Origin of the sequence: Komagataeibacter diospyri, from assembly GCF_043995075.1 — a bacterium.
GTDB lineage: Bacteria > Pseudomonadota > Alphaproteobacteria > Acetobacterales > Acetobacteraceae > Komagataeibacter > Komagataeibacter diospyri.
The window spans coordinates 2,045,675-2,065,828 of sequence record NZ_CP171836.1; the positions used below are offsets into that span (position 1 = coordinate 2,045,675).

At 63.6% G+C, this 20,154-nt stretch carries 19 protein-coding genes; 10 read left to right on the forward strand and 9 right to left on the reverse strand.

Translation table 11 applies throughout. The annotated features are described in order from the left end of the window. Positions 1–7: 7 nt before the first annotated feature. From ACE2AA_RS09620 to secA, 9 genes are all read right to left on the reverse strand, one after another. Positions 8–1,000, reverse strand: coding sequence for an energy transducer TonB (locus ACE2AA_RS09620; protein ID WP_395369591.1), 993 nt, complete (start codon positions 998–1,000; stop codon positions 8–10). Positions 1,001–1,030: 30 nt separating this feature from the next. Then, entirely contained in the window at positions 1,031–1,465 is a 435-nt protein-coding gene (gene tolR, locus ACE2AA_RS09625) for a protein TolR (protein WP_010515144.1), read from the reverse strand. Between the two features lie 2 nt (positions 1,466–1,467). Next, positions 1,468–2,133, reverse strand: coding sequence for a protein TolQ (gene tolQ / locus ACE2AA_RS09630; protein ID WP_141261204.1), 666 nt, complete (start codon positions 2,131–2,133; stop codon positions 1,468–1,470). A 201-nt stretch (positions 2,134–2,334) separates the two neighbouring features. Further along, positions 2,335–2,754, reverse strand: a complete 420-nt coding sequence (locus ACE2AA_RS09635) for a YbgC/FadM family acyl-CoA thioesterase (protein WP_141261098.1) — start codon at positions 2,752–2,754, stop codon at positions 2,335–2,337. Then, on the reverse strand, positions 2,754–3,800 hold the full coding sequence (gene ruvB / locus ACE2AA_RS09640) for a Holliday junction branch migration DNA helicase RuvB (protein WP_395369593.1): 1,047 nt from the start codon (positions 3,798–3,800) through the stop codon (positions 2,754–2,756). Before ruvB ends, ACE2AA_RS09635 begins: the two co-directional genes overlap by 1 nt. Continuing rightward, positions 3,797–4,417, reverse strand: a complete 621-nt coding sequence (ruvA, locus tag ACE2AA_RS09645) for a Holliday junction branch migration protein RuvA (protein ID WP_141301244.1) — start codon at positions 4,415–4,417, stop codon at positions 3,797–3,799. The genes ruvB and ruvA overlap by 4 nt, the downstream gene beginning before the upstream one ends. Next, entirely contained in the window at positions 4,414–4,920 is a 507-nt protein-coding gene (gene ruvC, locus ACE2AA_RS09650; RefSeq protein WP_141261104.1) for a crossover junction endodeoxyribonuclease RuvC, read from the reverse strand. Before ruvC ends, ruvA begins: the two co-directional genes overlap by 4 nt. A gap of 8 nt (positions 4,921–4,928) precedes the next feature. After that, on the reverse strand, positions 4,929–5,678 hold the full coding sequence (locus ACE2AA_RS09655; protein ID WP_141261106.1) for a YebC/PmpR family DNA-binding transcriptional regulator: 750 nt from the start codon (positions 5,676–5,678) through the stop codon (positions 4,929–4,931). A 59-nt stretch (positions 5,679–5,737) separates the two neighbouring features. After that, positions 5,738–8,479, reverse strand: a complete 2,742-nt coding sequence (secA, locus tag ACE2AA_RS09660; protein ID WP_141301246.1) for a preprotein translocase subunit SecA — start codon at positions 8,477–8,479, stop codon at positions 5,738–5,740. 247 nt (positions 8,480–8,726) lie between these two features. Here secA and ACE2AA_RS09665 point away from each other — a divergent pair, with 247 nt between their 5' ends. The 10 genes from ACE2AA_RS09665 to ACE2AA_RS09710 all read left to right on the forward strand — a co-directional run bounded on the left by ACE2AA_RS09665 (position 8,727) and on the right by ACE2AA_RS09710 (position 20,037). Further along, positions 8,727–9,644 (forward strand): peptidylprolyl isomerase, encoded by a 918-nt coding sequence (locus ACE2AA_RS09665; RefSeq protein WP_395369595.1) that lies wholly within the window; start codon positions 8,727–8,729, stop codon positions 9,642–9,644. 100 nt (positions 9,645–9,744) lie between these two features. Continuing rightward, positions 9,745–10,980 (forward strand): bifunctional glutamate N-acetyltransferase/amino-acid acetyltransferase ArgJ, encoded by a 1,236-nt coding sequence (argJ, locus tag ACE2AA_RS09670; RefSeq protein ID WP_395369596.1) that lies wholly within the window; start codon positions 9,745–9,747, stop codon positions 10,978–10,980. 115 nt (positions 10,981–11,095) lie between these two features. Then, positions 11,096–11,689 carry an RDD family protein gene (locus tag ACE2AA_RS09675; protein WP_141261113.1) on the forward strand — a complete coding sequence of 198 codons (594 nt, stop codon included), beginning with the start codon at positions 11,096–11,098 and terminating at the stop codon, positions 11,687–11,689. A gap of 186 nt (positions 11,690–11,875) precedes the next feature. Further along, a complete protein-coding gene (locus tag ACE2AA_RS09680; protein WP_395369598.1) occupies positions 11,876–14,431 on the forward strand; it encodes a mechanosensitive ion channel family protein in 2,556 nt (851 codons plus the stop codon). Continuing rightward, the gene (locus tag ACE2AA_RS09685) at positions 14,424–15,158 is read left to right on the forward strand and encodes a 2OG-Fe dioxygenase family protein (RefSeq protein WP_395369599.1); all 735 of its coding nucleotides are present in this window, start codon (positions 14,424–14,426) and stop codon (positions 15,156–15,158) included. Before ACE2AA_RS09680 ends, ACE2AA_RS09685 begins: the two co-directional genes overlap by 8 nt. Beyond that, the gene (locus tag ACE2AA_RS09690; RefSeq protein ID WP_395369601.1) at positions 15,155–16,228 is read left to right on the forward strand and encodes a hypothetical protein; all 1,074 of its coding nucleotides are present in this window, start codon (positions 15,155–15,157) and stop codon (positions 16,226–16,228) included. The genes ACE2AA_RS09685 and ACE2AA_RS09690 overlap by 4 nt, the downstream gene beginning before the upstream one ends. A gap of 206 nt (positions 16,229–16,434) precedes the next feature. Further along, a complete protein-coding gene (locus tag ACE2AA_RS09695) occupies positions 16,435–17,571 on the forward strand; it encodes an ABC transporter permease (RefSeq protein WP_141261118.1) in 1,137 nt (378 codons plus the stop codon). A gap of 5 nt (positions 17,572–17,576) precedes the next feature. Then, entirely contained in the window at positions 17,577–18,389 is an 813-nt protein-coding gene (locus tag ACE2AA_RS09700; protein ID WP_141261121.1) for an ABC transporter ATP-binding protein, read from the forward strand. Continuing rightward, the gene (locus tag ACE2AA_RS09705; protein ID WP_395369604.1) at positions 18,389–19,354 is read left to right on the forward strand and encodes an MlaD family protein; all 966 of its coding nucleotides are present in this window, start codon (positions 18,389–18,391) and stop codon (positions 19,352–19,354) included. The genes ACE2AA_RS09700 and ACE2AA_RS09705 overlap by 1 nt, the downstream gene beginning before the upstream one ends. Beyond that, positions 19,351–20,037, forward strand: a complete 687-nt coding sequence (locus ACE2AA_RS09710; RefSeq protein WP_141261124.1) for a membrane integrity-associated transporter subunit PqiC — start codon at positions 19,351–19,353, stop codon at positions 20,035–20,037. Before ACE2AA_RS09705 ends, ACE2AA_RS09710 begins: the two co-directional genes overlap by 4 nt. Positions 20,038–20,154: the final 117 nt, after the last annotated feature.

The following is a 20,154-nucleotide window of genomic DNA, read 5'->3' on the forward strand; positions in this document are numbered from 1 at the left end:
CTTTATCTCAGGGACGGAATACGAATTTCAGTTGCCTGGTCTGGCCCAGAAGGTTCTGCGGAATGGGCAGTTTGGCACAGGTGGGGCTTAGCACCGCATCACGCGCACGTTCCGCCAGCGCGCGGTAGGACGGGTCCGACGCCATCTGCGCCTGTGTCTGGGGAGCAAATTCCACCAGCCGCGCCGTGCCCGTTTCATCCACTGTCACAACCAGATGCGCCACGAACTGGGCATAATTACGCGCGGCCGTATCTTCCGAATAACAGCGCCGCACGGAATTGCCGATTGCCTTCTGCTGCGTTGCGTTCAGCGCGCTGGTGATATCCCCATCCGGTGTTCCGCCGCCATCCGGCGCGCCTCCCTGCTGCGGGTTGGGCCGCGCCTTGGGCGGATGGGTCTGCTTCTGGTCCGCGCGGAACGCATCCAGCGTCGCCAGCAGGGAATGCGTATCAGGCACGTGCTTCTTCGCCTCATTGGGCTGCGTCGTGCTTGACTTCTCCTGCACCTTGGGCGCGGCCGTCGGGTCCGGCTGGGCCGAAGGGGGCACCGGGGCATGGGCCTGTGCCGGGGCAGCCTTGGCCAGCGTGGGCGGCAGCTTTACCGCATCGGGCGAGGGCTGCTGTTCACGCGGGGGCGTTGGCGCGTCGGGTACCGGCCTGGGCGCCTGCTGCGGCGGTGGCATGGGGGGCGGAGGCGGCGGCGGCGGGGCCGCTTCCTCATTGGGTGCTTTTTCCGGTGGGGTGGGCGCAGGGGGCGCATCCTGCCTGACCGGCGCGGGCGCCGGGGCGGGCCTGGGTGCTGGCTTGTCACCCTTGTGCGGGGTGGACGTACCGGTATCGGCTGCGAATTCCATCTCGATCGTGGGTGGCGGCGGCGGTTCCCTGGGAACCGGCACCGGCATCCGCAGCAGCACGGCCAGCAGCAGTGCGACATGCAGCCCGCCCGACACAATGACGGAACGCCGCATGAGGACACGTTCGGAACGACGCGGTGGCACCACGATCAGACGGCTCCCGGTATCAGGTTCAGCTTAATGGCCACCGGGCGGCTGCTGTGCCAGCAGAGCCACGTGCGTAAAGCCACCTGCCGTGATCTGGCCCATGATCTGCATCACACGCCCATAATCGATATGGGAATCCCCGCGCACGAAAATGCGGTGTTCACGGTCATTCTGGGCCGCCGCCTTCAACTGGTCGACCAGCTGGTCCGGCGAGACGGGATCATCCCCCAGATACAGGTCGCCATTGGACCGGATAGAGACGGTAATCGGCTTGGTGTCCGTATTGACCGGGGCCGCGTCCGTCTTGGGCAGGTCCACGTTCACGCCACTGGTCATCATTGGTGCCGTCACCATGAAGATGATGAGCAGCACCAGCATCACGTCAACCAGGGGGGTGACGTTGATTTCCGCCATGGGCCGCCGCTTGCGCCGGCGTCCACGCAGGTCGCTCAGGCTTGCCCCCATGGTCACGCACCCCTTTCTTCGGACTGACGCGACAGGATGGCGGCGAATTCGGTGCCGAAGGCGTCCAGCCGGTCTTCGAACACGCCCATGCTGTTGCTGATCACGTTATAGGCGATCACCGCAGGAATGGCCGTGACAAGGCCGATGGCGGTTGCAAACAGGGCTTCGGAAATACCGGGGGCCACGACGGACAGGTTGGTGTTGTGCATCGCCGCGATCGACCCGAAGGCATGCATGATGCCCCAGACCGTGCCGAACAGGCCGATGAACGGTGCCACCGGTCCGATGGTGGCGAGGAAGATGACCCACCGGTTCAGGCGGTCCATTTCACGCGTAATGGTAATGGCCATGGCGCGGTTGACACGATCCTGCACCCCACCATGCACCAGGTCGATGCCGGTAATGCGCGATGAACGCCGCCATTCCCCCATGGCCGCACCGAATACGGCGGCCATCGGGTGGACCGGCTTGGCGCCATCGGATTCGTACAGGTCATCAAGGCTGCCACCGGCCCAGAAGCGTTCCTCAAAATCATTCGCCTGCCGGTTGATCCGGCGGACAGTCGTGAATTTGTCGAAAATGATTGCCCACACAATCACACTGCAGGTCACCAGGCCAATCATTACCAGCTTAACGACAATCGATGCGTGCATGAACAACGCCCACATCGACAGATCACCCGCTGCAGCGCCCAGATTCGCCGCGTTAACCGCTTGGTCCAAATATACCTCCTGCCCACCTTGACCGTTCGCACAAACACGAAACTTGCCCCTTTAGCAAGTCGCGGCCAACCCGCTTTCCGCACAGCCTTGCATCCCGGTCAACCCATGGCACGAAAAGCACATGCAGACTGCATGCCTCCGTCTGGCTCAGGCCACGAGTTCGCGTAACAGATCACGCCATCGCGGCGGAAATCGGGCAGCGCGCCCATCCTGTGCGCGAACGCAGGCCAGACGGACATCCAGCGATCCGCATCCCAGATCGCCAGCCCCATCCACGCGGTGGAAATCCTGCATGAGCCGACAGCTTGCCGCCCCGAGTTCGGTCAGGCGAGTCGTGATACGCACGATATCATCCAGCCGAAGCGGTGCACGGTAGTCGATGGCCGCATGCCGCACCACGAAGGCCAGCCCGTAATCGGCCAGCAGGTCGGACGCCGCCTGCCCCTGCGCGCGGATGGCTTCCGTGCGGGCGCGTTCCGCCAGCGCAAGATAGCGGGCGTGATAGACCACGCCACCCGCGTCCGTATCCTCATAATAGATACGGAAATCGATATTATGTTCCACCATCAGTCATCCCCCAGCAGGTCACCCTGTCCAGGCGTGCGGGCGGGGGGCTGCAGCCCAAGATGCCGCCAGCCCCGTTCGCCCAGCATGCGCCCGCGGCTTGTCCGTAGCACAAGCCCTTCCTGAATCAGGTAAGGCTCGATCACGTCCTCAAGTGTATCGCGTGCTTCAGCCAGGGCGGCCGCCAGCGTTTCCACGCCCACCGGACCGCCATGGTGATATTCGGCAATACGGCGCAGATAGCGGCGGTCCATGCCATCCAAGCCCATCGAATCGACTTCCAGACGCGACAGCGCAGCATCGGCCAGCGCCCGGTCAACCGGCCCGCTGCCCGCGCGCGCCACGGCGGCGAAATCTCTCACCCGGCGCAGCAGCCTGCCCGCGATGCGTGGCGTGCCACGCGAACGGCGGGCGATTTCCTCCGCCCCCTCCGGTGTAAGGTCGAATTCCAGCTTGCGCGCGCCACGGGTCACGATCTGGCGCAGTTCTTCAGGCGTGTAGAACACCAGCCGCAGCGGAATGCCAAACCGGTCACGCAGCGGGGTCGCCAGCAGACCCGCGCGCGTGGTGGCGGCCACCAGCGTAAAGGGGGCAAGATCAATCCGCACCGAGCGCGCGGCAGGCCCTTCCCCAATAATCAGATCAAGCTGGAAATCCTCCATCGCCGGGTACAGCACTTCCTCGATGGACGGGTGCAGGCGGTGGATTTCGTCAATGAACAGCACGTCGCGCGGCTGCAGGTTGGTCAGGATCGCGGCCAGATCCCCAGCGCGCTGGATCACCGGCCCCGATGTCGCGCGGAAGCCCACGCCCAGTTCACGCGCCACGATCTGCGCCAGTGTGGTCTTGCCCAGTCCCGGCGGCCCGTGCAGCAGCACATGGTCCAGCGCATCGCCACGCTGCCGCGCGGCAGCGATGAAAATGGCCAGATTCTCACGGCTGGCCTTCTGGCCGGTAAAATCGTCAAGCGTCTGGGGGCGGAACGAACCTTCGTTGCCGTCTTCCTCGCCCCGGCGGGCGTCGATCTCACGCTCGGGCTGTTCGCTCATCGGGCCAGCTCCTTCAGCGCGTCACGGATCACGACATCCAGGTCGGCACTGCCTTCCAGCCGGTCAATCACGCGTTCCACTACTGGCTGCGCTTCAGCCCGGCGGAAGCCAAGGCCGGATAGCGCCAGCAACGCATCCGCCGCGATGCTGCGCTGCGTCGGCACGGTAATGGTCACGCCCGGCACCACACTGCCCGCCGGTGCGCCCGTGGGCATGCCTTCACATTTGTCACGCAGTTCGGTCACGATGCGCTGGGCCAGGCGCGCGCCTACGCCGCCCGCACGGGTCAGCATGGCCTTGTCCCCTCCGCCAATGGCCACCATCAGGTCAGGCGGCGGCAGGACGGACAGGATAGCCAGCGCCACCTTGGCCCCCACTCCCTGCACGGTGGTCAGCAGGCGGAACCATGACCGCTCCGACGCCTCGGCAAAACCGTAAAGCAGGATGGCGTCTTCGCGCACCACGGTTTCCACCAGCACGCACGCCAGTTCCGGTGGCTGTGGCAGGACGGCCAGCGTGCGGCTGGACGCCTGTACCAGATAGCCGACGCCATTTACGTCAATCACGCAACGATCCGCCTCCACCTGCGCCAGCAGGCCACGCAGTTGCGCGATCATGCCATCCTCGTCGCGTTGGCGATGTGGGCTGCGCTGGCGCGATGGTGCGCGTGGCAGATGGCGACCGCCAGCGCATCCGCGGCATCCGCGCGCTTCAGCAGGGCCGTGGGCAGGATACGACGGACCATCATGCTGACCTGCTCCTTTGTCGCGGCCCCGGTGCCAACCACGGCGCGCTTGACCGTTTTCGCCCCGTATTCGGATACGGGAATGTCCAGCAGCATCGGCACCAGCAGCCCAACGCCACGGGCGTAACCCAGCTTCAGCGTCGCGGCCCCGTTGCGGTTGACATAGGTTTCCTCGACCGCGGCTTCATCCGGGGCGAAGTTACGGGCCAGTTCCAGCAGCGCATCATGCAGGTGACGCAGGCGCTCGGGCACGCTCCATGCCGAATCGGTGGCGATCACACCATCGGCCACGTGGCTCAGCCGGTTACCCTGCGCCGTCACGACCCCCCAACCGGTAAACCGCAGGCCGGGGTCAATGCCAAGGATGCGGACCACCGGCCGGGTCAGGCCGACAGCTTTTCGGCCACGTCGTCCGGCACGTCGAAATTGGCGTACACCGCCTGCACGTCGTCATGGTCTTCCAGCGTGTCGATCAGCTTGAACACGCTGCGCGCCCTGTCTTCATCCAGTTCAACCGTGTTGGACGGCCGCCAGTCCAGCTTGGCCGAAGCGGGTTCGCCAAAGCGGGTTTCCAGCGCGTCACGCACGGCAAAAAAAGATTCGACCGGGCAGGTCACTTCATGCACGCCGTCCACGGTCTCGACATTCTCGGCCCCGGCTTCAAGCCCGGTTTCGATCAGGTCATCCTCGCTGGCCGCATCAAGCGGATAGGTAATCACGCCAAGGCGAGTGAACATGAAGGACACCGAATTCGTCTCCCCCAGTGAACCGCCATGCTTGGAAAACGCAGCCCGCACGTCGGACGCCGTGCGGTTGCGGTTATCCGTCAGTCCTTCCACGATCACGGCCACACCGGCGGGGCCATACCCTTCGTAACGGACTTCGGTGTAGTCATCACCGCCGCCAGCACCCGATGCCTTCTTGATCGCGCGCTCAACCGTGTCCTTGGGCATGTTGACTTCACGCGCGGCCGAAATCGCGGCGCGCAGGCGCGGGTTCATGGCCGGGTCGGGCATGCCCTCACGCGTGGCCACGGTGATTTCACGAATGACCTTGGCAAACTGCTTGGCCCGCTTGGCGTCCTGCGCGCCCTTGCGATGCATGATGTTCTTGAATTGGGAATGACCCGCCATCGTTCGTCCCTGATCCTGTTTCGTCTATCGTTCTTGGCTGTCCGCACCGGGACGGCTGGTCAGACCAGCCGCCCGTGGCAGTGCTTGTATTTCTTGCCTGACCCGCAGGGGCAGGGCGAATTGCGTGAGACCTCGCCCCAGCTGGACGGGTCATCAGGCATGACCGCAGCCCCGCCAATGGGTGTCGCCATGGACGGGTCCGGCTGGCTGCCCGTCGCGTCGGGCATAAGCCCCGGTCCCGGCTCGTTCTCCAGCCCCGGCACCTCCGGGTCGGAATGGATTTCGGCGACACCGGCAAACGGGTTGTCGATCGGCGGCGGTGCCATTTCCACCCGCGCCATGGTTGACGTCACGCGCACCCGCAGGTGGTCAAGCATGGCATGGAACAGCTCAAACGCCTCGTGCTTGAACTCGTTCAGCGGGTCCTTCTGGCCATAGGCGCGCAGGCCGATGCCCTGCCGCAGCTGGTCCAGCGCCAGCAGGTGTTCCTTCCATACCGCGTCAAACGTGGTCAACAGCACCTGTTTTTCCACATAGCGCATGACGGACGGTCCGAAATTGGCGGCCCGGCTGGCCTGTGACTGGGCGGCCGCCTGCTCGATCCGTTCGGCGACGACCGTGGCGTCCACGCCGTCTTCCTTCGCCCATTCCGCGATTGGCAGGGTCAGGTTCAGCGTGGTCTGCACATCCTGCGCCAGTTCATCCTTCAGCCACTGTTCGGCAAAGGATTTTTCGGGAATGCGACGGGCCACCATGTCATGGATCACGTCTTCACGCATTTCGGTGATGATGGGGGAGACATCCTCCGCCGCCATGTATTCCCGGCGCTGGGCATAGACTTCCTTGCGCTGGTCATTCATCACGTCATCATATTTGAGCGTGTTCTTCCGCATGTCGAAGTTACGGGCCTCGACCTTCTTCTGCGCACGCTCAAGGGCCTTGTTGATCCAGGGATGGACGATCGCCTCCCCCTCCTTCAGGCCCAGCTTCTGCAGCATGTTGCCCATGCGGTCGGTACCGAAGATGCGCATGAGGTCATCTTCAAGCGAGATGAAGAAGCGCGAATTGCCCGGATCGCCCTGACGGCCCGCGCGCCCACGCAGCTGGTTGTCGATACGGCGGCTTTCGTGCCGCTCGGTGCCGATGACATACAGGCCACCCGCCTTGCGCACGATATCGTGATCGCGGGCCACCGTCTCACGCAGTTCCTGCTCGCGCAGGGCACGTTCGTCCGGATCCTCGATTCCGGCAAGGCGCTGATGGATCAGCATGTCCACATTGCCGCCCAGCTTGATGTCCGTGCCGCGCCCGGCCATGTTGGTCGCAATCGTGATCGCGCCCGGCGCCCCGGCCTGCGCCACGATCTCGGCCTCGAGTTCATGGAAACGGGCGTTCAGCACGTTATGCTTGATGCCATGCTGGCGCAGCAGGGACGAGAGGTATTCGCTCTTCTCGATCGAGGTGGTGCCCACCAGCACCGGCTGGCCGGATGTCTTGCTGATATCCTTGATAAGGCTCGCGACCGCCTCGTATTTCTCCCGTGCGGTCAGGTAGACCTCGTCATCATCGTCCTTGCGCGCGACGGGCAGGTTTGTCGGGATCTCGATTACGTCGAGCTTGTAGATATCCGCGAATTCGTCGGCTTCCGTCATGGCCGTGCCGGTCATGCCGGACAGGCGGGGATACATGCGGAAGTAGTTCTGGAACGTGATCGAGGCCAGGGTCTGGTTTTCCTGCTGGACCTCGACATGTTCCTTGGCTTCCAGCGCCTGGTGCAGGCCATCCGAATACCGGCGGCCTTCCATCATGCGGCCGGTGAACTCATCAATGATGACCACCTTGCCACCGCGCACGATGTAATCGACATCACGGGTGAACAGCGTATGCGCGCGCAGAGACTGCTGGACGTGGTGGATCACCGCCACGTTCTGGCTGTCATACAGGCCGCCTTCGTGCAGGACGCCAGCACCGCGCAGCAGCTCCTCCACCTGTTCCGCGCCCTTTTCGGTCAGGATGACGGAGCGGAATTTCTCGTCCTTCTCATACGCCTCCGGGTCAGCCACCAGGGCGACCATCACTTCGTCCACCGCACGGTACAGGTCGGAACTGTCCTCGGCAGGGCCGGAGATGATGAGGGGGGTGCGCGCCTCATCGATCAGGATCGAGTCGACTTCATCGACAATGGCATGGTGAAAGGGCCGCTGGACCATGTCTTCCACGCGGTACTTCATGTTGTCGCGCAGATAGTCGAAGCCAAATTCGTTGTTGGTGCCGTAGGTTATGTCGGCACGGTAGGCGGCGCGGCGCTCGTCCTCGGGCATGTTGGGCACGACCACGCCCACGCTCAGCCCAAGGAATTCGTACAGCCTGCCCATCTGGTCTGCATCGCGGCTGGCCAGGTAGTCGTTGACGGTCACGACATGCACGCCTTTACCCGCCAGCGCGCTGAGATAGACGGCAAGGGTCGCGACGAGGGTCTTTCCCTCACCGGTGCGCATTTCCGCAATCTTGCCATCATGCAGGACCATGCCACCAATCAGCTGCACATCGAAATGCCGCATGCCCAGCACACGCTTCGAGGCCTCGCGGCAGACGGCGAAGGCTTCGGGCAGCAGGGCATCCAGCGTTTCACCTTTGGCAAGGCGTTCACGGAATTCGGGCGTCTTGGCGGCAAGGGCGGCATCGTCCAGCGTCTGGACCTGGGCTTCCAGCGCGTTGATCGCGGGCACGCGCCGCTGGTACGATTTCAGCGCCCGGTCATTGGCGGTTCCGAACAGGGCGCGGGCAATACTGGCGAACATGAAGACCTTCCCGGAATGGCATTCCCGCACGCCCGCGACGGACCGGCGGGGGCGGGGGCAGGCTTGGCGGATAAAATTCTCGCGCGGAGACATGAGATAGGACCCACGCCGCCAACGGTCAACCGATGGACCGCAGCGCCGTGGCAAAAGCGGGGGAAAACGGCCATATCGCATCCGGCCCTTGCAGGCCGGGCCACCCTTCGCCATGATGCCTGCCGAACGCGTTCATAACTAGGGTTTTTTGCACATGCGGACTATCAGTCCGGCAAAGGCTGTCGCAACGATGGCCCTGCTTGCTTCCTCTTTCATCATCCCTCCTGCATTCGCGGCGACACCCGCCCCGGCACCCGCCCCCGCGGCGGCCAAGCCGGGCGCGCCGGCCACGGCGGACCAGAATCCGCTCCTCGCCAGCGTGAACGGACAGGACATCCGCCTCAATGATGTGCGGCAGGCCATGGCCACGATGCCCGAGCAGCTGCGCAAGCTGCCCGACAACATCATCGTGCCGATCCTGCTCAACCAGCTTGTGGACCAGCGCGCCATCCAGGTCGCAGCCGCCAAGGCCGGGCTGGACAAGCAGCCCGACGTCCAGCAGCAGATGCAGCAGGCGTCACAGAATGCGCTGCAGAATGCGTATCTGTCGGCACAGGTCGCCCCCACGCTGACCGATGATGCGGTCAAGGCGTATTACGACAAGAACTACGCCAACAAGCCGGGCGCGGAAGAAATCCACGCCCGTCATATTCTGGTGCAGACCGAGGCCGAGGCCAACGACGTCATCAAGCAGCTCAAGGGCGGCGCCGATTTCGGCCAGCTGGCCACCAAGCTGTCCAAGGACCCCGGGTCGGCCAAGCAGAATGGCGGCGATCTTGGCTGGTTCAAGAAGGGCGACATGCTGCCGACCTTCTGGGATGCGGCATCGGCCATGCAGCCCAACACCTTCAGCCAGACCCCGGTTCATACCCAGTATGGCTGGCACGTAATTCAGGTGCTGGGCAAGCGCACCGCGCCGACGCCCACGCTGGATGCAACCCGCGACCAGATCCGCCAGAAGCTGATCCAGGAAGGCGTGCAGAAGGCCGTCAGCAACGCCCTGTCACAGGTCAAGGTCGTGCGCTTCGGCCCCGATGGCAAGCCGCTGCCTGAACAGCCCGCTGCCCACTGACCGGACTGTGGCGCGGGTGGGCATGCAACCGCATTCCCGCCCGCGCCCTTATTATATTCATTCCCTGTTTCCCGCTGTCATCCCAGGATCCTGACTGACCATGGCCCATGCCCTGCCCGTCTCCCCCCTTGCCCGGCCAATGCCTGACCTTCCGCCCGTGGCGGGCGTGCGTTTTGGTGCAACAGCGGCAGGCATCCGCTACAAGGGGCGGACCGATCTGGTAATGGCGGAATTCGCGCCGGGCACGACGGTGGCAGGCGTGTATACCCGCAGCAAATGCCCCGGCGCGCCGGTGGACTGGTGCCGCGCCGCGATGGCCGATGGCCGTGCGCGTGCTCTGGTGGTCAATGCCGGGAACGCCAATGTCTTTACCGGCCGCGCCGGCTTCGAGGCGACACAGGCCAATGCAGCTGATGCGGCACGTCTGGTCAACTGTGCCGCGAGCGAGGTCTTCCTCGCCTCCACCGGCGTGATCGGTGAAATCCTGCCCTATCAGAAGATTTCAGCCGCCCTGCCCGGCCTGTACGCCACCCTGTCCGATGACGGGTGGGCGGACGCCGCACGTGGCATCATGACCACCGACACCTTTCCCAAGGCCGCGACCCGCACGGCACGCATTGGTGAAACGACGGTGCGCATCCAGGGCATCGTCAAGGGCAGCGGCATGGTGGCACCGGACATGGCGACCCTGCTGTCCTTCATCGCAACTGATGCGAAGCTGCCCGCCAGCGTGATCCAGTCCCTGCTGGCCGATGGCGTCAACCGCAGCTTCAACTGCATCACTGTGGATTCGGATACATCCACCTCCGACATGATCCTGCTGTTCGCCACCGGGCAGGCGGGCAATGCGGAAATCGGGGATGCACAGTCGACCGACCTGGCGGATTTCCGCGATGCACTCGATTCCCTGCTGCTGGAACTGGCGCTGCTGGTGATCCGCGACGGGGAAGGCGTGACGAAGATGATGCACATCACCGTCACCGGCGCCGTATCCGATGAATCGGCCCACCGCGTGGCCATGGCCGTCGCCAATTCCCCGCTGGTCAAGACGGCCGTGGCGGGGGAAGACGCCAACTGGGGCCGCGTCGTCATGGCGGTTGGCAAATGTGGCGAACCCGCCAACCGTGATACGCTGTCGGTCGGCATTGGCGGAGCATGGATCGCCCAGAATGGCACCGTTGCGCCCGATTACGATGAAACCCCCGTGGTCGCGCATATGCGCGGGCAGGAAATCGAGATTACCATTGACCTGGGACTTGGCAACGGCACAGCGCAGGCATGGGGCTGCGACCTGACGCACGGCTATATCGACATCAACGGTTCCTACCGCAGCTAGGCAATAATGGGCACCTGATTGAGGGGAGGCCGTTTTTTCCTGTTCCGTTGCGCACGCAGCGATGGCATTGCTGTCCGGGTATACCCACCACGTCTGCCAGACAGGAAACGCCTGCATGACAAACCCGTTTTTCCGCCCTGCTTCCACCCCACAGGACGTCTGGACCTATGGGGGGTTCTGGATCCGGGTCGTGGCCTATGTGATCGATTCCATCGTGCTATGGGCGGTGCTCGGCCTGCTGGGCATGCTGCTGGTACCGCCCAGCCTGTCGATCTCGATATTCGACCCGCAATCGACGGGGGGCAGCGGGGGCGACTACCGCATCTCCTATATCCAGCCCGCAGACTACACCATCCTGTCCAGCACGCCCCACCTGCACTGGAACGGCAACGGGCTGTTCGAACTGATTACCCTGCTGCTGCCCGCCGCGTATTACATCGTGTTCGAGGCATCATCCCTGCAGGCCACGCCGGGCAAGATCATGTGCAACATGCGCGTGACCGACCTGTATGGCAACCGCATCACGCTGCTGCGCGCGGCGGGGCGGTATTTCGGCAAATACCTGTCGGCGCTGATCTGTGGGGTGGGCTTCCTCATGGTCATGTGGACGCAGCGCAAGCAGGGTCTGCATGACATCCTGGCGGGCACCTGCGTGATCCGCCGCGAGGCACGGGCCGCTGCCCCGCCGCCACCGCAATGGGGTGGCTGACACAAAAAAACATGGCAAAAATGCAACCTTCCCGCCTCGCTCGGCCTTCTATTCTGATATTGAATGTTTTTCCCGCAGCATGACGGTCCGCCCCGCGCAGGAATGCGCGCGGGCGTTTTGGTGTTACGGCGGGGAACCTGACGCTGCGCCGGGTTTCCTGATTTTCCAAGGAGGTGAACAATCCGCATGTCGGCCCATTACGCGACAACGGTCCATTCCGCCCCAACCCGGTCCAGACGGGGCGGTATCCTGACATTGCTGGCGGCCTTCATGCTGGCACTACTGCCATGGGCCATGCAGGCCCGCGCGGCGGATACCGACGCAGCCCCGCAGGGCATAACCAGCCAGCAGGCGCAGCAGGTACTGTCGGTCATGAACGACCCGCAGAAGCGCGAGGAGTTCACCCGCACCCTTGACGCCATCGCCAAGGGGCTGCCCGCGCCCAAACCAGCCCCGGCTGCTGCGGCCCCCGCGAAAAAAGCCGCCCCTGCCGATGTGTCGCTTGAACCCGACAGCATCAGCAGCGAAACCATGAGCGAACTGACCCACATACGCGACATCGCGTTGCAGCAGGGCCAGAACTTCATGGGGCTGTTCAAGGACCTGGCCTTTGTGGGCCGGTGGGTTCACTCCATCCTGTCCAATGCGGATTCACGCCGGATCCTGCTGGATGCAATGGGTCGCGCCAGCATCATCTTCATCCTCGCCCTTGTTGCCGAACGCGCGCTGTCCATCGCCATGCGCAAGCCGCTGGCGGGTGTCACCGCGCGCGCAGTGGCGACCGAGCAACGCCTGAACCAGCGCCTGAAGCGGGAAGACCAGGCGGATGAGAACCAGCCTGCCCCGCCGCCCGCCACCACCGCCGATGCACAGGCCGAACAGCAGACCGAACAGGCACGCCAGAACGATGACCGCCAGCAGCATGAAACGCTGCGCATCATCACGCGCATTCCCTATTCACTGCTGCACCTGCTGATCAAACTGCTGCCGGTCGCCCTGTTCTGCGGGCTGGGTTATGGCGCATCCGCGCTGTTCACCTCCACCCATCAGGCCGCGATGGTCACCATCACGCTGACGAACGCGTACGTAATTGCGCGCGTGATCTACCTGCTGCTGGAGACGGTGTTCGTCCCGCACTCCCCCACCATCCGCCTGTGCAGTGCATCGGACGCGACGGCGCGCATGGTCACGCGGTGGTGGAACTTCCTTGTCGCGGCCCCGTCCATCGTGGTCTGCCTGTCCACGCTGGGTGGCGTGTTTCACATGCCCGCCCGCGGCACGGAAGCCATCATCCGCGCCGTGGTGCTGATCGAACATATCCTGATCGCGATCTTCATCTGGCGCATCCGCCACCATGTGGGTGCGGCACTGCAGCCCTCGGGCCGCCTGCGTGAAAAGCCGTTCTGGATCTTCGTGGGCAAGATGGTCCGCTTCTGGTGGATTCCGGCCATGTTCTTCGACTTCGCGCTGTGGCTGGTCTGGGCCACCCAGATCCGTGGTGGCTATGCCTGGATCCTGCGCACGCTGTCGCTGACCATTGTGGTCATCCTTGGCGCACGGCTGCTGTCCGTGCTGGCCTTCAGCGTGCAGAACAAGATCTTCCATGTGCCTGAAGCGACCGAAAAGCGCTATCCCGGCCTGCAGGCCCGCGTGGACTACTACTACCCCATCGCGCGGCGTGCGCTGTCGGTGCTGCTGACATTCGTGACCGTCGTGCTGCTGCTGCAGTCATGGGGGCTGCCCGCCATCCGCTTCTTCGTGCATGGTTCGCTGGGCACCAAGATCGTGGGGGCCATGCTGACGGTCATGATCGCCTACACCATCGCCATCGTGGTGTGGGAAGTAGCCAACGCCACGCTGCAGAACCAGATTACCCGGTTCGAGACATCGGACCAGGCATCCCGCGCCACCCGGCTGCGCACGGTACTGCCGATCATCCGCACGGTGCTGCTGACCTTCATCATCATCATCGTGACCGTGACCACGCTGTCGCAGATTGGCATCAACGTCGCCCCGCTGCTGACCGGTGCGGGCATCATGGGTGCGGCCATCGCCTTCGGTTCGCAGAGTCTGGTCAAGGACTTCATCACCGGCTTCTTCATGCTGGTGGAAAATGCGATGCAGGTGGGTGACTGGGTCACCGCGGGCAGTGTCGCGGGTACGGTGGAACACCTGTCGATCCGCACCCTGCGACTGCGCGCGATCAACGGGGACCTGCATATCATCCCGTTCTCCTCCGTCACGTCGATCGCCAATACCTCACGTGATTACAACCTTGTGGTGGTCAGCTTCATGCTGGACCTGACGGAAGATCCGCACCGGGTCGCGGCGATCCTGAAGGACGAGTTGTCCGTGCTGCGCAAGGACCCCGTCTATGGCCCGCTGATCAAGTCCGACTTCTCGTTCCTTGGTGTCGAACAGGCTGATGGGAACGGGGCCAAGTTCCTTGGCTCCATCCGCACGGCGGCGGGAGCGAAGTGGAAGGTCTATCGTGAATACTATGCCCGTCTTGGCGCGCGCATGGTGAAGGAAAAGGTCGCATTCCCGATTCCGACTTCGCTCAACCTGCTGGCCAATGGCCCGAAGGGCGCCCTGCAGATGAACATGGAGGAAAACCCCGCAGCCATCCTCGCTGCGCACAACGCGCAGCCTGATGCGTCCAAACCTGCCCCCCCCAGCCCGGATGACAGCGACGGCAGGGATGCAACCAGCCCCAAGGGCGATGAACCCTCCCATGGCTGACGGCACGCCCACGCTGCTGGCGCGACTGGAATCTCCCCTGCGCACGGATGGCTACGCTTTCGTGCCGGCAGGGGAGATGCGGCCCCTGCTGGAGCAGTATGGCCTACGGGACTGGACCAGCTTCGCCGCCAGCTGGAACCGGCTGGGCCTGGACCGCTACATGGCGGATGGCGGGCGTTACCGCCGCCGCCGCCATGCCACTTTTTCCATCAGCGACGACGGCATCCAGCGCAAGAAACACCAGCCCCATTACCAGAGCCGTGATTACAACGAACTCAATGGCGGGATCGAACGCTGGTTCCGCGCGGTGGAACCGGAAGTGGGCGCACACCCCGCACTGGTCGCCATCCTGCGGCTCATGCACCGGATCGTGGCGGACCTGACCGATCCGGCCAGCATGCCTGATACATGGCATACCGAAATCCACCAGTTCCGTATCGAGGCGCTGGATGACAGTCCCGGCCAGCCCACACCGGAAGGGCTGCACCGTGATGGCGTGGACTGGGTCATGGTCGTGATGATCCGGCGCGAGAACGTCATGTCGGGCGAAACCGCGATCCATGACCTGCAACGCAACATGGTAGGCAGCTTCATGCTGGATGAACCGCTGGATACGGCGGTGGTCAACGACAACCGCGTCTATCACGGGGTGACGGCGGTAAAGCCCCTTGATCCCGCGCGACCGGCCTATCGTGACGTACTGGTCGTAACATTCCGCCATCAATGACGCGGGCGCGCCCTGGCGCATGGAAGCAGTTCTGCCGGCTTGCGCTGGGAACCATGCTGGTGGTGGGCGGCGGGCTTTACCTGTTCATCGTAACGGTTGACCCGTGGGACGTACTGCCCTTTTCCCCCTGCCTGCCACGCATTCCCATTACATCCAATGCCCGCTACACCATGCCCGCGCTGGCGCGTAACCCGCGCTTCGATTCCGTCATGCTGGGTACATCCACCAGCAGGCTGATCCAGCCCGTCGTGATGGACCGCGCACTGGGCACCCATTTCCTGAACATGGCCATGAACAGCGCCAGCCCGTGGGAACAGGCGCGCGAACTCGATACCTTCCTGCGTGCCCATCCCGCCCCGCGCATTGTCATGATCGATGTGGACGCCGCCTGGTGCCATGAACGCCCCGGCAGCCTGACATCCCCCAACCGCCCGTGGCCGGAATGGATGTATGGCCACCCCGCATGGACCGGCTACCTGCACATGGCCAGCCTGTATGCCCTGCAGGAAGCGACCAACCAGTTCCTGTGGCTGGTGGGGCTGAAAACCCAGCGTTTCGGTCTGGATGGCTACACCAGTTTCGTGCCGCCCGATAACCGCTATGACCAGCTGCGCAACCGGGTGCAGGCCGCCTTCGACCACTGGACGCCACCTGACAACACCCCCGCCCCACCGGGCATGGCCGCCACGCCACCGGCCACCATGGCGCTACTGGATTCAATGGTCGGACGCATGCCTGCTTCCACCATACCCATCCTGTGGTTTGCGCCTGCGTCCGCTTTCCTGCACGGAACGGCAGGCGGTATCGCCGCAACCCGGCTGCAGGCATGCAGGCTAGGGGTAGAAAGGATCGCGGCCCACTGGCCCAACGTGATCGCCCTTGATTTCAACCATGACAGCCCATTGACGGAAAACCGCGATAATTTCTGGGATCCGCTGCATTACCGACTTCCGGTGGCACGGCGGCTGGTGGCGGATATCACGGCTGTCGTGCAGGGAAGGCCGGTTGCGGATCCAGCGCTGGATATACTGCATGACCCACGCGGCGTGCCCGATACGGACCAGCAGTAACCCAAAGCCATGCGTTGCCATCGCGGAGCCTCCACACCGGCGGGGCTTGTGCCGGGCGGGTCATCTGGTATGGAAAACAGAATACCATGGGATGCCCGCCATACGCATGCGCGACGCATCCATGTAACGTGGACGGGGATCGTTCTGTGCATGCCGCCCCCGTGACCGGGCAGGCATAGGTTGCGGCACTGAGGTTGGAGAGGCTGGTGAATACGTCCGTCAATGGTGCGCCGCAATGGCATCTTCAGCCCGAGGCGAACCGGACCCTTGTCACACTGTCAGGGAACTGGATTGCACAGGAAGGACGTACCCCCGCCTTTCCCGCCGAGGCACTGAAGGATGTGCCGCACGGTGAGCCGGTTGAATTCCGCACCGACCAGCTGGGCAGATGGGATACCTCGCTCATCAGCTTCCTGTGGGAACTCAAGCGCAGCGCGCGTGAAGCCCATGTGGAAGTCGATACCAACACCCTGCCGGAATCCGCGCACAAGCTGCTGGACCTGCTGCCTGAAATCCCACCCGAACCAACGCCTCCACCCTCCCACCATTTCGCGCCGGTGGCGGCAGTGGGACAGTTTACGCTCGATACCCTGAACGAGGTCGGCTGCGTCAGCGAAATGGGGACGGCCGCAGCCCGTGGTGGCCTGGCCTCACTGGTCGGGCGCGGGATGATGCGCACCGTCGACCTCATGTCCGACCTGAATGCGGCGGGGCCTGCGGCGCTGCTGATCGTGGGCGTGGTGAACTTTCTGGTGGGCGCGATCCTTGCCTTTGTCGGTTCGGTGGAACTGCATAAATTCGCGGCCGACATCTATGTCGCAAGCCTTGTGGCCATCGCCATGGTGCGCGAGATGTCCGCCGTCATGACCGCCATCATCATGGCCGGGCGCACCGGTGGCGCCTATGCCGCGCGCATTTCCACCATGCAGGCCAATGAAGAAATCGACGCGCTGCAGGTATTCGGCATCCCGGTTTCCAGTTACCTGATCCTGCCTTCGGTGCTGGCACTCGCCTTCACCATGCCGCTGCTTTACCTGTACGGGTGCCTTATCGGCATGCTGGGCGGGTTCTTCGTGTCCTACATCATGCTGGATGTGTCGCCGCTGGGCTACTTCCATGAAACGATCCAGGCGCTGCCGCTGGACCAGTTCACCTTCGGCTTCATCAAGAGCTTCGTGTTCGGCACCTTTGTCGGCCTGACCAGCTGCCGCATCGGGCTGAAGGCCGGACGTAGCGCCGCCGACGTGGGCATTGCCGCGACCAAGGCCGTGGTCGTGGGCATTGTGGGCGTAATCGCGCTGGATGCGATTTTCGCGGTTATTGCCAATGTCATCGGGATCTGACCGTCATGAATGATACGAATACCCAGATGCCCTCCACCGATGACCGCCCGGTGATGATTTCCGTCGATGACGTGACGCTGGCCTTCGGCAGCAAGGTGATCCAGCACGACGTATCCTTTCGCGTAAAGCGTGGCAGCATCTTTGCGGTCATGGGCGGGTCGGGCTGCGGCAAGAGCACCCTGCTCAAGAGCATGATCGGCCTGCTGCGTCCCACCCATGGCACTTACCTGGTGGAAAAGGACGATTACTGGGCAGGCGATGACGCCAGCCGCGTGCGGATCGGGCGGCGTTTCGGCGTCCTGTTCCAAAGTGGCGCGCTGTGGAGTTCCATGACGGTAGGCGAAAACGTCGCCCTGCCCATGCAGATGTTCACCAAGCTGAAACCGGACGTGATCCGCCAGCTTGTGGAACTCAAGCTGGGGCTGGTGGGCATGCTGCACGCCATTGATCAGTATCCGTCCGAACTCAGTGGCGGCATGCGCAAGCGTGCGGGCCTCGCACGCGCCATGTCGCTGGACCCTGACATCCTGTTTTTTGATGAACCCTCCGCCGGGCTGGACCCGATCACGTCCGCCCGCCTGGATGAACTGATCCTGAACCTGCGCGACGGGCTGGGGGCGACGATCATCATCGTCAGCCATGAACTGTCCAGCCTGTTCCACATCGCTGATGACGGCATCTTCCTTGATGCCGACCAGAAAACCGCCATTGCCCACGGATCACCACGCTGGCTGCGCGACCACTGCACCGATCCGATGGTTCATGCCTTCATGCACCGTGAACAGCTGGACAGTTCCAGCCCCGCTGGAAACGGGTAATGCCAATGCCCGGCAGGCAGACGCTGATCGGTTCAGCCGTGCTGGGGGTTGCGGCCATTGCGCTCGTCATACTGGGCGTAAAGGGATCGCTTCCCCTGCCCGGTCGCACCACCGAGGCACTGGTGATTTTTGAAAGCCCGACCAACGGGCTGGACATCGGCTCCCCCGTTAATTTCCGGGGCGTGCCGGTGGGTGCCGTCGAACGCATTACGGTCAAGGTCGATCCGGCCAGCCATCACACCTACATGCCGGTCTATATCCTGTTTGATCCCGACCATGCGCCCGGTCGCAGCGACCTGCCGGCATTGTCCGAACTGATCGCCAACGGGCTGCGGGCGGAAATGTCGCTGCACAGCCTTGTCACCGGACAGACCGAGCTTGACCTTGACCTTGCCCCCAACGTACCGGCCCTGCTGCACCCGGGACTGGTGGACACGGACCTGACGGAAATACCGATGGGACAGACGGCGCTGCAGCAGATGGAAACCTCGCTGGTCGCCATATCCGTCCAGCAGCTTCATCATGATCTGCAGACCGCTATGGCCAGTATCCACAAGCTGGCGGAAGACATGAACCGTGACCTGCCGGGCATGATCGCCAGTATCCGCGAGACATCCGTACATAGTGACGCGGCGGTCACCCACATCCGTACTGCCGTTGCAGATGTGGAAAACCGCGCCAGCATCACCATCAACAAGCTGGACCAGCTGATCGCCACCAACAGCCAGCAGTTCGCCGCACGGCGGGCGGAGCTTCTGACGCTGATCGCCAATACCCGCCAGACCATGACACAGGCGCATGAAACCCTTGCCAGCCTGCGAACGCTGACCGACCCGCAATCACGTGACAGGCTCAATCTGGACGATACGATGCGTGATATTATGGAAGCTGGTTACGGGCTGCGCGGATTCGCCAATGAAGTCGAAAGTAATCCGCAACTTCTGCTGATGGGACGCAATAAATGAAAACGCGCCAGCCCGCTGTCTCCCTTTCCCGTTTGTATCCGGCCCTGCGGGCAGGGGGCGGACTGCTGCTGTCGGCGGTTGTGCTGTCGGCCTGTTCCTCCGCCCCGGTGCGCTTCTATACCCTTGGCGCGCCCGCCGTGGCCGTCGGCGCGGAAAGCACCGCCACCATGCCCATCACGGACAGCACGCCCGTGATCGAGGTCGAACGCGCGCGCATGCCCGACTATCTGGACAGTCAGGACATCATGGTGCGCAACGGCCACGAGATCGAACGCAGTGGGCTGGGCCGCTGGGCCAGCCGCCTGTCGGTGGGTGCGACCGACCTGATCACGGCGCGGCTGGCGCAGAAATGGCCGCACCTGTTCGTAACCGACCAGAGCCAGCCTGACCGGCCGACATGGCGGCTGCAGCTCAATATCAGCCGTCTTGATGTCAGCCGCGACGGCCAGGCCGCCCTGAATGCAGACTGGGCCATCATTCCGCAGGATTCGCGCGCCTCCATCCTGCGTAACCGCACCACCATCGTCACGCAGGGCAATACGGGCAGCAATGCCAATATTGCCAAGGTGACCGAAAACCTGCTGAATGAACTGAGCGACCGGATCGAGGCAAGCTGGCCCAGCACGACCGGCACAGCGACGCCACAGACCGCCATGACGTTCCACCGCCACACAAGCAACTGACCCTGCAGCGGGACGGGAGCCAGTCCTGTCCCGGTCTGGCAGCATCAGGGAAATGGCCGGGTTGCGGCATCCGCCCCGCACGAATGGGGAACCTTTCGGCATGAAAGACATTGGGTG